At 61.1% G+C, this 12561-nt stretch carries 16 protein-coding genes; all 16 read left to right on the top strand.

What is annotated here, in order from left to right; translation table 11 throughout:
- Positions 1–810: VanZ family protein (locus DBR12_RS09315; protein ID WP_108616990.1), on the top strand; the 810-nt coding region annotated here is incomplete at its 5' end.
- A gap of 9 nt (positions 811–819) precedes the next feature.
- Entirely contained in the window at positions 820–1179 is a 360-nt protein-coding gene (locus DBR12_RS09310) for a ferredoxin (RefSeq protein ID WP_063460178.1), read from the top strand.
- Positions 1180–1270: 91 nt separating this feature from the next.
- Positions 1271–1921 (top strand): alpha/beta hydrolase, encoded by a 651-nt coding sequence (locus DBR12_RS09305; protein ID WP_108616984.1) that lies wholly within the window; start codon positions 1271–1273, stop codon positions 1919–1921.
- 89 nt (positions 1922–2010) lie between these two features.
- Positions 2011–3180, top strand: a complete 1170-nt coding sequence (locus DBR12_RS09300) for a D-alanyl-D-alanine carboxypeptidase family protein (RefSeq protein WP_108616983.1) — start codon at positions 2011–2013, stop codon at positions 3178–3180.
- A gap of 252 nt (positions 3181–3432) precedes the next feature.
- Positions 3433–3810 (top strand): 30S ribosomal protein S12, encoded by a 378-nt coding sequence (gene rpsL / locus DBR12_RS09295; protein ID WP_015012185.1) that lies wholly within the window; start codon positions 3433–3435, stop codon positions 3808–3810.
- Between the two features lie 169 nt (positions 3811–3979).
- Positions 3980–4453 carry a 30S ribosomal protein S7 gene (gene rpsG, locus DBR12_RS09290; RefSeq protein WP_005798541.1) on the top strand — a complete coding sequence of 158 codons (474 nt, stop codon included), beginning with the start codon at positions 3980–3982 and terminating at the stop codon, positions 4451–4453.
- 150 nt (positions 4454–4603) lie between these two features.
- On the top strand, positions 4604–6706 hold the full coding sequence (gene fusA / locus DBR12_RS09285; RefSeq protein WP_108616982.1) for an elongation factor G: 2103 nt from the start codon (positions 4604–4606) through the stop codon (positions 6704–6706).
- 142 nt (positions 6707–6848) lie between these two features.
- Positions 6849–8039 carry an elongation factor Tu gene (gene tuf, locus DBR12_RS09280; protein WP_108616981.1) on the top strand — a complete coding sequence of 397 codons (1191 nt, stop codon included), beginning with the start codon at positions 6849–6851 and terminating at the stop codon, positions 8037–8039.
- Between the two features lie 26 nt (positions 8040–8065).
- Positions 8066–8377: a 30S ribosomal protein S10 gene (gene rpsJ, locus DBR12_RS09275; RefSeq protein ID WP_005796953.1), complete on the top strand. Its 312-nt coding sequence runs from the start codon at positions 8066–8068 to the stop codon at positions 8375–8377.
- A gap of 225 nt (positions 8378–8602) precedes the next feature.
- Positions 8603–9277: a 50S ribosomal protein L3 gene (gene rplC / locus DBR12_RS09270; protein ID WP_094285999.1), complete on the top strand. Its 675-nt coding sequence runs from the start codon at positions 8603–8605 to the stop codon at positions 9275–9277.
- Positions 9277–9897, top strand: coding sequence for a 50S ribosomal protein L4 (rplD, locus tag DBR12_RS09265; protein ID WP_008906425.1), 621 nt, complete (start codon positions 9277–9279; stop codon positions 9895–9897). The genes rplC and rplD overlap by 1 nt, the downstream gene beginning before the upstream one ends.
- Positions 9894–10208, top strand: coding sequence for a 50S ribosomal protein L23 (rplW, locus tag DBR12_RS09260; protein ID WP_007847815.1), 315 nt, complete (start codon positions 9894–9896; stop codon positions 10206–10208). Before rplD ends, rplW begins: the two co-directional genes overlap by 4 nt.
- A gap of 2 nt (positions 10209–10210) precedes the next feature.
- Entirely contained in the window at positions 10211–11035 is an 825-nt protein-coding gene (rplB, locus tag DBR12_RS09255) for a 50S ribosomal protein L2 (protein WP_063460173.1), read from the top strand.
- 10 nt (positions 11036–11045) lie between these two features.
- Entirely contained in the window at positions 11046–11321 is a 276-nt protein-coding gene (rpsS, locus tag DBR12_RS09250; RefSeq protein ID WP_010467177.1) for a 30S ribosomal protein S19, read from the top strand.
- Positions 11322–11330: 9 nt separating this feature from the next.
- Positions 11331–11663, top strand: a complete 333-nt coding sequence (gene rplV / locus DBR12_RS09245; RefSeq protein WP_005796970.1) for a 50S ribosomal protein L22 — start codon at positions 11331–11333, stop codon at positions 11661–11663.
- A gap of 15 nt (positions 11664–11678) precedes the next feature.
- Positions 11679–12560: a 30S ribosomal protein S3 gene (gene rpsC, locus DBR12_RS09240; protein WP_063460172.1), complete on the top strand. Its 882-nt coding sequence runs from the start codon at positions 11679–11681 to the stop codon at positions 12558–12560.
- Position 12561: the final 1 nt, after the last annotated feature.

Raw genomic sequence — 12561 nt, 5'->3', positions numbered from 1 at the left:
TTTTTGCAGATTTATCTGCCCCGGCGGGTGCCGTCCAACCTGGACCTGCTGCTCAACATTGGGGGCACGATGGCAGGCGCCCTGAGCGCAGCCCTGCTGGAGCGCCTGGGCGCGCTGGACCGCTGGAGCGACTTTCGCTCGCGCTGGTTCGTCTCGGACGCCAGCGGGGGCATGGTGCTGCTGGCGCTGTGGCCGATGGCGCTGCTGTTCCCGGCGGCCGTGCCTTTTGGCCTGGGCCAGGTGTTGGAGCGCCTGGAGTCGGCGCTCATTGAGCTGCTGGCCGATACCCCATTTCTGGACTGGCTGCCCCTGCGCGAGGCAGCGCTCGACCCGCTTTCGCCCAGTGGCGAGCTGCTGTGCGTCACGCTGGGGCTGCTCATCCCATGCCTGCTGGGCTACTGCGTGATTCGCCAGATGGGGCGGCGTGCGCTGTTTGCGCTGGGGGTGGTGGTGGTGGGCGTGGTCCTCACGGCACTGTCAGCCGCGCTGAGCTGGGGCCCGGTGCACGCTTGGGAGTGGATGAGCATGCCCGTGCGCGTGGGTGTGTGGGGTGCGCTGGCGCTGGCCTTGCTGCTGGTGGCCCTGCCGCGCCGGGCCTGTGCCGCCATGCTGCTGCTGGCGCTTGCCTGGCACCTGGCGCTGCTCAACCAGGCGCCCACCAGCGCATATTTCGCCCAGACCCTGCAGATCTGGGAGCAGGGCCGCTTCATCCGCTTCTATGGCCTGGGGCAGTGGCTGGGCTGGCTGTGGCCCTATGCCACGCTGCTGTATGTGCTTTTGCGGGTGTCCCGGCGGGATATGCAAACTTAAAATGCACGGATGAGTGACACCTCCTCCGCACCAGCCGCAGCGCCCGGCTACTACCAGCGCCACATCTTCTTTTGCCTGAACGACCGCACCAACGGCGAAGACAGCTGCGCCCACCACAACGCCCAGGCCGGTTTTGACCGCTGCAAGGCCCAGGTCAAGGCGGCCGGACTGGCGGGCGCTGGCAAGGTGCGTGTGAACAAGGCCGGTTGCCTGGACCGCTGCGCGGGCGGCCCGGTGGCCGTGGTCTACCCCGAGGGCACCTGGTACACCTATGTGGACGCGGCCGACATCGACGAGATCGTCGAATCGCACCTCAAGAACGGTCAGGTGGTGGAGCGTCTGGTCACGCCTGCGGAACTTGGCCGCTGACACGGGCTCCATTTCTCGTTTTTTTTGAATAATTTTGGCTGCTTGCGCCTGATGGATAAGCGTTTTCAGCTATTAATAGAGTAGCAATTCCGTGAATGCCCAGACCGAACGCCTGACCCTGTCCGGCCCCGCAGGCGCCATTGAGGCCGTGCGCGACAGCGCCGCGCTGGCTGAGGGCGCAAGCCACCGGGGTGTGGCCATCATTGCCCACCCCCATCCGCTGTTTGGCGGCACCATGGACAACAAGGTGGTGCAGACCCTGGCGCGCGCCTTTGTGCAATGCGGCTACACGGCCGTACGCTTCAACTTCCGGGGCGTGGGGGGCACCGCGGGTACGCACGATGACGGCCGTGGCGAGCTGCAGGATTTGCTGGCTGTGGTGGAGCAGGTCGCGCCTGCAGCCGCTGGCCAGCGCATTGCACTCGCGGGCTTCTCGTTCGGCGCCTTTGTCACCAGCCACGCGCTGGCCGCACTCTGGCCCGACGGCCGTGTGGACCAGGCCGTGCTGGTGGGCACCGCCGCCAGCCGCTTCACTGTGGCTCCCGTGCCGCCCGACGCCCACCTGCGCACCCTGGTTGTGCATGGCGAAGCGGACGACACCGTGCCGCTCGCGTCCGTCATGGACTGGGCGCGGCCTCAGATACTGCCTGTCACAGTGATCCCGGCGGGCGGGCATTTCTTTCACGGACAATTGCCGCTTTTGAAAAATCTGGTGGTCCGCCACCTGCAATCGGGCGCCTGAGGAGGGCGTCCAGGCCTCGCAGGCCTTTTTCCCTTCTCTCTTCGCGCTATTTCTTTCCTTTTTGAGCCCCCCCAGCCCCCTGTTGCCCCATGAAACGAATCCTGTCTGCGTTGCGATCCCTGGCTGTCTTTGCTGCGGTGGCCCCTGCCGCCTTTGGCGCCCTGGCCCAGGCGCCCCAGCCGCCCGAAATCGCCGCGCGCACCTACATGCTGGTGGATGTCACCGCCAATCAGGTGCTGGCCGCCAAGGACATCGATGCGCCTGTGGAGCAGGCCTCGCTCACCAAGCTCATGACGGGCTACCTCGTGTTTGATGCCCTGCGCGCCAAGAAGATCGCGTTGGACCAGAAGCTGCCTGTGAGCGTGCGCGCCTGGAAGATGCCCGGTTCGCGCATGTTCATCGACCCCAAGATGCAGGTGCCGGTCGAAGACCTCATCAAGGGCATGATCGTGCAGTCCGGCAACGACGCCACCATGGCCCTGGCCGAAGGCGTGGGCGGAACGGCCGAGAACTTCGTCAAGCTCATGAACGACCAGGCCAAGGCCCTGGGCATGAACGGCACAAGCTACAAGAACCCCGAAGGCCTGACCGAACCCGGCCACACCACCACGGCGCGCGACCTGTCCGTGCTGGCCATGCGCCTGATGAAGGACTTCCCGGAGTACATGCACTACTACTCCACCAAGCAGTACAGCTACCCGGGCACCCCCGCATCCAACGGCAACAACCGCAATTCGCTGCTGTTCCGCGATCCGACCGTGGACGGCCTCAAGACCGGCCACACCGCCGCGGCGGGCTATTGCCTGGTGGCCACATCCAAGCGCGAATTCCCCGGCGTGGGTCAGCGCCGCCTGTTGTCCATCGTGCTGGGTGCGGCGAGCGAAAACGCCCGCGCGAACGAAAGCCAGAAGCTGCTGAACTGGGGCTACACCGCATTCGAGGCCGTCAAGCTGTTTGACGCGGGCAAGCCCGTTGCCACGCCTGCTGTCTGGAAGGGCAAGGACAGCGTGCTGAAAATCGGCCGCGAACAGGCCATCGTCGTGGCCGTGCCTTCGGGAAGCGCTGGCAAGATCACCACCCAGATCTCCCGCCCTGATCCATTGGTGGCGCCCTACGCCAAGGGCCAGTCTGTCGGCACCCTCAAGGTGATGCTGGGCGAGCAAATGGTGGGTGAAGTGCCCCTGCTGGCACTGGAAGGGGTGGAGCAGGCGGGCATCGTGGGCCGGGCCTGGGACGCGATCCGCCTCTGGATCAAGTGATCGGGCTCCCCCTGAGTCGCTTCGCGCCTTCCTCCTGAGGGGCGCAGCCCGTGCGGCGGGGGCTGCCTTTGCGCGGCGGCGCTGGCATGGGGTGCGCTCTTTCGGCGGCTGGTGGCTTTCATCTTGTGCCTGGGTTTCCAGGGAGAACCGCTTGGCGCTTGCCCGTTTGGGGCCTTGCTGCTACATTAGAAGGCTTTTCGGAATTTCCGAAGGGTTTCACGTTTTCGTTTTTTACGTTTAGGGACGTATTTCATGCCAACCATCAATCAACTGGTCCGTCAGGGGCGCGAGGTCGAAAAGACCAAGTCCAAGAGCCCTGCGATGGAAAACTCTCCACAGCGCCGCGGCGTGTGCACCCGTGTGTACACCACGACGCCTAAGAAGCCTAACTCCGCTCTGCGTAAGGTTGCCAAGGTGCGCCTGACCAACGGTTTCGAGGTGATCTCCTACATCGGCGGTGAAGGCCACAACCTGCAGGAACACAGCGTGGTGCTGGTTCGCGGCGGTCGTGTGAAGGACTTGCCCGGTGTGCGTTACCACATCGTGCGCGGTTCGCTCGACTTGCAAGGCGTGAAAGACCGCAAGCAAGCGCGCTCCAAGTACGGCGCCAAGAAGCCCAAGGCCAAGTAAGCCCTGCGCTTTTTTGCAAAGAATTTTCGGTGCTGTTTCCCGCGTGGCGCGGTGATCCAGCGTAGTGACCCCAAACGCAGGTGTTCTGCGCGGGTCGAGTAAGTGGGAGTTTTAATGACTCTCGCGGTGTCTGAAAAGACGCCAACTGAAGCAAAGATAGAGGTAAAAAATGCCACGTCGTCGCGAAGTCCCCAAACGTGAAATCCTGCCGGATCCCAAGTTCGGCAATGTAGAGCTGTCCAAATTCATGAACGTGATCATGGAAGGCGGCAAGAAGGCAGTTGCAGAGCGCATCATTTACGGCGCCCTGGAACTGATCGAGAAGAAGCACCCCGACAAGGACCCTCTGGAAGCCTTCACTGTTGCCATCAACAACGTGAAGCCCATGGTGGAAGTGAAGTCCCGCCGCGTGGGCGGTGCCAACTACCAGGTGCCCGTGGAAGTGCGTCCTGTCCGTCGTCTGGCCCTGTCCATGCGCTGGATCAAGGAAGCCGCCCGCAAGCGTGGTGAAAAGTCGATGGCCCAACGTCTGGCCAACGAACTGCTGGAAGCCACCGAAGGCCGTGGCGGCGCCATGAAGAAGCGTGACGAAGTGCACCGCATGGCAGAAGCCAACAAGGCATTCAGCCACTTCCGCTTCTAAATCGACGAGCCGTTTTCGTCGCCAGACGCAAGGCTGCAAGCATTTTTGCCTGCAGCCTTGTGGCGATTGAGGCGGTCACAAAATTGACGGGTTGCAGCGCAACAATGTTGGCCCGTCCCCCGAATAACACGACCCATCCAAGGATCCACCATGGCTCGCAAGACCCCCCTCGAGCGTTACCGCAACATCGGTATCTCGGCCCACATTGACGCCGGCAAGACCACCACGACCGAGCGTATTCTTTTCTACACCGGCGTGAACCACAAGATTGGTGAAGTGCACGACGGCGCGGCCACCATGGACTGGATGGAGCAAGAGCAAGAGCGCGGCATCACGATCACCTCGGCTGCCACGACCTGTTTCTGGAAGGGCATGGACATGTCCTTCCCCGAGCACCGCATCAACATCATCGACACCCCCGGTCACGTGGACTTCACGATCGAAGTGGAGCGTTCCATGCGCGTGCTGGACGGTGCCTGCATGGTGTACTGCGCTGTGGGTGGCGTGCAGCCCCAGTCGGAGACCGTGTGGCGCCAGGCCAACAAGTACAAGGTGCCACGTCTGGCGTTTGTGAACAAGATGGACCGTACCGGTGCCAACTTCTTCAAGGTTGTGGACCAGATGAAGCTGCGCCTGAAGGCCAGCCCCGTGCCGATCGTGATCCCGATTGGTGCCGAAGAAAACTTCAAGGGCGTGGTCGACCTGCGCAAGATGAAGGCCATCATCTGGGATGAAGCTTCCCAGGGCATGAAGTTTACCTTCGAAGACATTCCGGCGGACCTGGTAGAAGTGGCCAAGGAATGGCGCGAAAAGATGGTCGAGGCAGCGGCAGAAGCCTCGGAAGACCTGATGAACAAGTACCTGGAAGAGGGCGATCTGTCGGAAGAAGAGATCACCCAAGGCCTGCGTACGCGCACCATCAATGGCGAAATTCAGCCCATGCTGTGCGGCACGGCGTTCAAGAACAAGGGTGTGCAGCGCATGCTGGACGCCGTGATCGAACTCATGCCTTCGCCTCTGGATGTGCCTCCCGTGCCTGGCTTCGATGAAGACGACAAGGAAGTCACTCGCAAGGCGGATGACAGCGAGAAGTTCTCGGCTCTGGCTTTCAAGCTGATGACCGACCCGTTCGTGGGTCAGCTGACGTTCGTGCGTGTGTACTCCGGCGTGCTCTCCAAGGGCGACACCGTGTACAACCCCGTGCGTGGCAAGAAGGAACGTATCGGCCGTATCGTGCAGATGCACGCCAACGAGCGCCAGGAAGTGGACGAAATCCGCGCCGGTGACATCGCTGCTTGCGTGGGCCTGAAGGACGTGACCACGGGCGAAACCCTGTGTGATCCAGCCGCCGTGGTGACCCTGGAGCGCATGGTGTTCCCTGAGCCCGTGATTCGCCAGGCCGTGGAACCCAAGTCCAAGGCTGACCAGGAAAAGATGGGTATCGCCCTGTCGCGCCTGGCTGCAGAAGACCCATCGTTCCGCGTGCAGACCGATGAAGAATCCGGCCAGACCATCATCGGTGGCATGGGCGAGCTGCACCTCGAAATCATCGTGGACCGCATGAAGCGCGAATTCGGTGTGGAAGCCAACGTGGGCAAGCCCCAAGTGGCCTACCGCGAAACCATCCGCAAGACAGTGGAAGAGGCCGAAGGCAAGTTCGTGCGCCAGTCCGGTGGTAAGGGCCAGTACGGGCACGTTGTGCTCAAGATCGAACCCAACGAAGCCGGCAAGGGCATCGAGTTCGTGGACGCGATCAAGGGTGGTGTGGTTCCTCGCGAATTCATCCCGGCCGTGGAAAAGGGTATCAACGAAGCCGTGACGCAAGGCGTGCTGGCTGGCTACCCTGTGGTTGACGTCAAGGTCACGCTGCACTTCGGTTCGTACCACGATGTGGACTCGAACGAACTGGCGTTCAAGATGGCCGCCATCTTCGGCTTCAAGGAAGGTTGCAAGAAGGCCGGTCCGGTCATTCTGGAACCTATGATGGCCGTGGAAGTGGAAACACCTGAAGACTACGCCGGTAACGTGATGGGCGACTTGTCCAGCCGTCGCGGCATGGTGCAAGGCATGGACGACATGGTGGGTGGCGGCAAGGCCATCAAGGCCGAAGTGCCCCTGTCCGAAATGTTCGGCTACTCCACGACTCTGCGCTCCATGTCGCAAGGCCGCGCCACCTACACGATGGAATTCAAGCACTACAGCGAAGCGCCTCGCAACGTGTCTGAAGCCATCATGGCAGCACGCGCCAAGTAAATAGGCAGTTTGCCCGGGCCTCTTTGGCCTGGGCTTTGTTTTGTCTGCGATCCGGTGCCACCCTGTTTCCTGTGCGGGGTGAACAAGCAACCAGATGCAGACGTAAAACCACTACACAGGGATTGCTCTTTGGAGAATTGAAATGGCAAAAGGTAAGTTTGAACGCACCAAGCCCCACGTCAACGTGGGCACGATCGGCCACGTGGACCATGGCAAGACGACCCTGACGGCAGCCATCGCTACCGTGCTGTCGGCCAAGTTCGGCGGCGAAGCCAAGGCCTACGACCAGATCGACGCAGCGCCCGAAGAAAAAGCCCGCGGTATCACGATCAACACCGCCCACGTGGAATACGAAACGGCCAACCGCCACTACGCCCACGTGGACTGCCCTGGCCACGCCGACTATGTGAAGAACATGATCACCGGCGCTGCCCAGATGGACGGCGCCATTCTGGTTTGCTCGGCCGCTGACGGCCCCATGCCCCAGACCCGTGAGCACATCCTGCTTGCCCGCCAAGTGGGCGTGCCTTACATCATCGTGTTCCTGAACAAGTGCGACATGGTGGACGACGAAGAGCTGCTGGAACTCGTCGAAATGGAAGTGCGCGAACTCCTGGACAAGTACGACTTCCCAGGCGACGACACCCCTATCGTGCGCGGCTCTGCCAAGCTCGCCCTGGAAGGCGACAAGGGCAAGCTGGGTGAAGAAGCCATCATGAAGCTGGCTGAAGCCCTGGACACCTACATCCCCACGCCAGAGCGCGCTGTGGACGGTGCTTTCCTGATGCCCGTGGAAGATGTGTTCTCCATCTCCGGTCGTGGCACCGTGGTGACCGGTCGCGTGGAGCGCGGCATCATCAAGGTCGGCGAAGAAATCGAAATCGTCGGTATCCGCGACACGCAAAAGACCATCTGCACCGGCGTGGAAATGTTCCGCAAGCTGCTGGACCAAGGTCAAGCTGGCGACAACGTGGGCCTGCTGCTGCGCGGTACCAAGCGCGAAGACGTGGAACGCGGCCAAGTGCTGTGCAAGCCCGGCTCGATCAAGCCCCACACCCACTTCACGGCTGAGGTGTACGTTCTGTCCAAGGACGAAGGTGGCCGTCACACGCCTTTCTTCAACAACTACCGTCCTCAGTTCTACTTCCGCACGACCGACGTGACTGGTGCTATCGAGCTGCCAGCCGACAAGGAAATGGTCATGCCTGGTGACAACGTGTCGATCACTGTGAAGCTGATCAACCCCATCGCCATGGAAGAAGGTCTGCGCTTCGCTATTCGCGAAGGCGGCCGCACGGTGGGCGCTGGCGTCGTGGCAAAGATCATTGCTTAATTCATAAGCAGAACAAGGAACTTGCCATGTCCAAGCAAAAAATCCGCATCCGTCTGAAGGCGTTTGACTACAAGCTGATCGACCAGTCCGCTGCCGAGATCGTCGACACCGCCAAGCGCACCGGCGCCATCGTCAAGGGCCCCGTGCCCCTGCCGACCCGCATGAAGCGTTTCGACATCCTGCGCTCGCCCCACGTCAACAAGACGTCGCGTGACCAGCTGGAAATCCGCACGCACCAGCGCCTGATGGACATCGTGGACCCCACCGACAAGACGGTGGACGCACTGATGAAGCTCGACCTGCCTGCTGGCGTGGACGTCGAAATCAAGCTGCAGTAATCCCGGAAGGCTGGCCCGCAAGGGTCAGTCAAGCGGTGTGTAACGCGGACTTGCTTGAAAAAGCAGTCCGCGTTATACTTTAGGGCTTCGCCTTTCTCGCGCCTGCAAAGTTGTGGGGTTTGGGTGGAGTTTTATTAACCTTCTTTCGCACGCTGGCGCGCAAGTGCTGAGCAAAAACGCTGAGGCCAATTGAAGTCGCAGCGGTGAAAGTTTTGGAGAAAACCAATGAGTCTGAGCAACTCCCTCGGGTTGCTGGGTCGCAAAGTGGGCATGATGCGTCTGTTCACCGATGATGGGGACGCAGTGCCTGTCACGGTGGTGGATGTGTCCAACAACCGCGTTACCCAGGTCAAAACCCAAGAGAACGATGGCTACGTGGCCCTGCAGGTCACGTTCGGTTCGCGCAAAGCATCGCGCGTGACCAAGCCAGAAGCCGGCCACCTTGCCAAGGCAGGTGTGGAAGCCGGTGAAATCATCCAGGAATTCCGCGTGACCGCTGAAACCGCTGGCAAATACGCCGCGGGTGCCGCAGTTCCAGTGGCGGATGTGTTCGCCGTGGGCCAGAAGGTCGATGTGCAAGGTACTTCGATTGGTAAGGGCTACGCCGGTACCATCAAGCGCCACAACATGGCCTCGCAGCGCGCGTCGCACGGTAACAGCCGTTCGCACAACGTGCCCGGCTCCATCGGTATGGCACAAGACCCCGGTCGCGTGTTCCCCGGCAAGCGCATGACGGGCCACCTCGGCGACGTCACCAAGACCACGCAAAACCTCGATGTCATCCGCATCGACGAAGCGCGTCAACTGCTCTTGATCAAGGGCGCTATTCCGGGCTCCAAGGGTGGGTTCGTGACGGTGCGTCCCGCCATCAAGGCCAAAGCCTCCAAAGGAGCGAACTAATGCAGCTCGAACTCCTGAATGACCAAGGCCAAGGCGCATCCAAGCTGGATGTTCCCGAAACCGTGTTCGGTCGTGAATACAACGAAGATCTGGTGCACCAGATCGTGGTGGCCTACCAGGCCAACGCACGCCAAGGCACTCGCGCTCAAAAAGACCGCGAACAAGTCCGTCACTCGACCAAGAAGCCTTTCAAGCAAAAGGGTACGGGTAACGCACGTGCAGGTATGACTTCCTCGCCGCTGTGGCGTGGGGGTGGTCGGATTTTCCCGAACATGCCTGACGAAAATTTCACGCAGAAGATCAACAAGAAGATGTACCGCGCCGGTATGTCTGCCATCTTGTCGCAGCTGGCCCGCGAAGGCCGTCTGGCTGTGGTCGATTCGCTGAAGCTTGACTCCCCCAAGACCAAGGTCCTGGCCGACAAGTTCAAGGCGATGAACCTGCAATCGGTGATGGTGATTGCCGACGAAGTGGACGAAAACCTGTACCTGGCCTCCCGTAATCTGGTGAACGTGCTCGTCGTTGAGCCCCGTTACGCCGATCCCGTGTCGCTGGTCCGATTCAAGAAAGTGCTCGTCACCAAGGGTGCAATCGACAAACTCAAGGAGATGTTCGCATGAGCACGCTCAAGTTTGACGAAGGTCGTCTGATGCAAGTGCTGGTCGCTCCCATCGTGTCCGAAAAGGCCACCATGGTTGCTGAAAAGTCCAATGCTGTGACGTTCAAGGTGCTGCAGAACGCTACCAAGCCAGAAATCAAGGCCGCTGTGGAATTGATGTTCAAGGTCGAGGTCAAGGGCGTTTCCGTGGTGAACACCAAAGGCAAGACCAAGCGCTTCGGCAAGACCGTGGGCCGCCGCGACAATGTTCGCAAGGCATACGTCACGCTGCAGCCAGGTCAAGAGCTGAACCTGTCTGGGGAGGCTGCTTAATCATGGCCGTTATCAAGATGAAACCCACTTCGCCTGGCCAACGTGCTGTGGTGAAGGTCACGCGTGACCACCTGTACAAGGGTGAGGCGTTTGCGCCGCTGCTGGAGCCTCAGTTCCAGAAGGCTGGCCGCAACAACAACGGTCACATCACCACCCGCCACAAGGGCGGTGGTCACAAGCACCACTACCGTGTGGTGGACTTCAAGCGCAACAAGGACGGCATTCCGGCCAAGGTTGAGCGCATTGAGTACGACCCGAACCGTACGGCCCACATCGCTCTGGTGTGCTATGCCGACGGCGAGCGTCGCTACATCATCGCTCCCCGCAACCTGGAAGTGGGCGCAACCCTGCTGTCCGGTTCGGAAGCCCCAATTCGCGCTGGCAACACGCTGCCTATCCGCAACATCCCCGTGGGTTCGACCATCCACTGCATCGAGCTCAAGCCCGGTGCCGGTGCTCAGATCGCCCGCTCGGCTGGTGCTTCGGCAACCCTGCTGGCCCGCGAAGGCACCTACGCCCAAGTGCGTATGCGCTCGGGTGAAGTGCGCAAGATCCACATCGAATGCCGCGCCACCATTGGCGAAGTGGCCAACGAAGAACACAGCCTGCGCCAACTGGGCAAGGCCGGTGTGAAGCGCTGGATGGGTATTCGCCCAACGGTTCGCGGCGTGGCCATGAACCCGGTGGATCACCCTCACGGTGGTGGCGAAGGCCGCACCGGCGAAGGCCGCCATGCAGTCGATCCTTGGGGCAATCTGACCAAGGGTTATCGCACCCGTAACAACAAGCGCACACAGATCATGATCGTGTCGCGTCGCAAGAAGTAAGGGGTAACAGATGACTCGCTCTCTCAAAAAGGGTCCATTTGTTGACCATCACTTGCTGGCCAAGGTCGAAAAGGCCGTTGCCACCAAGGACAAGAAACCAGTCAAGACCTGGTCGCGTCGTTCCATGGTTCTGCCCGAGTTCATCGGTCTGACCATCGCCGTGCACAACGGCAAGCAACACGTGCCGGTCTATGTCACCGACCAGATGGTGGGCCACAAGCTGGGCGAATTCGCCCTGACGCGCACCTTCAAGGGTCACCCCGCTGACAAAAAAGCGAAGAAGTAAGGAACGACCATGTCTGAAACACGTGCAGTCCTCCGGGGCGTCCGTCTGTCGGTCGATAAGGGCCGTCTGGTCGCCGATCTGATCCGCGGCAAGAAGGTGGATCAGGCTCTGAACATCCTGACGTTCACGCAGAAAAAAGCTGCTGGTATCGTCAAGAAGGTTCTGGAGTCGGCCATCGCCAACGCCGAACACAACGATGGCGCTGACATCGACGAACTGAAGGTCAAGACCATCTACGTCGAACAAGGCACCACGCTCAAGCGCTTCACCGCGCGCGCCAAAGGCCGCGGCAACCGCATCAGCAAGCCCACGTGCCATGTGTACGTGACGGTTGGCAACTAAAGGCTCGGGAAGACTATGGGACAGAAAATCCATCCTACCGGCTTCCGCCTTGCGGTCAGCCGCAACTGGTCCAGCCGTTGGTACGCCAGCAACCGTGACTTCGCGGGCATGCTGGCCGAAGACATCAAGGTGCGTGAGTACCTGAAGGCCAAGCTCAAGAACGCGGCTGTGTCGCGCATCCTGATCGAGCGCCCTGCCAAGAACGCCCGCATCACCATTTACTCGGCACGTCCTGGTGTGGTGATCGGCAAGAAGGGTGAAGACATCGAGAACCTGAAGAAGGAACTCGCGTCGCGCCTGGGCGTGCCTGTCGCAGTGAACATCGAAGAAGTGCGCAAGCCCGAAATCGATGCCAAGCTGATCGCCGACAGCATCACGCAACAGCTCGAAAAGCGCATCATGTTCCGCCGCGCCATGAAGCGCGCCATGCAGAACGCCATGCGTCTGGGTGCCCAGGGCATCAAGATCATGTCGTCCGGCCGTCTGAACGGTATCGAAATCGCTCGCTGCGAGTGGTACCGTGAAGGCCGCGTGCCACTTCACACGCTGCGTGCGGACATCGACTACGGTACCTCTGAAGCCAAGACCACCTACGGTGTGATCGGCGTCAAGGTCTGGGTCTACAAGGGTGACACGCTGGGTCGTAACGACCTGCCAGCCGTGGAAACGCCTCGTCCAGACGAAGAGCGCCGCCCACGCGGCCCACGCCGTGATGGCCGCCCAGGTGGCGACCGTCCAGGCGCAGGCCGTGGCCCACGTCGTCCTGTCGGTGGCAACACCGCTCCGGCCGACGGCAGCGACAAGCCAGCGGAAGCTGGTGGCGCTGATAACACCGCCGTTAAGCGCGTACGCAAAGTCGCCGCGCCCGCTACAGCAGCGGACGGTAAAGGAGAATAAC

The sequence above is a fragment of the Acidovorax sp. HMWF029 genome (assembly GCF_003060895.1).
In the GTDB taxonomy this organism is placed as follows: domain Bacteria; phylum Pseudomonadota; class Gammaproteobacteria; order Burkholderiales; family Burkholderiaceae_C; genus Acidovorax.
This window is presented reverse-complemented; position numbering and strand designations above follow the sequence as displayed.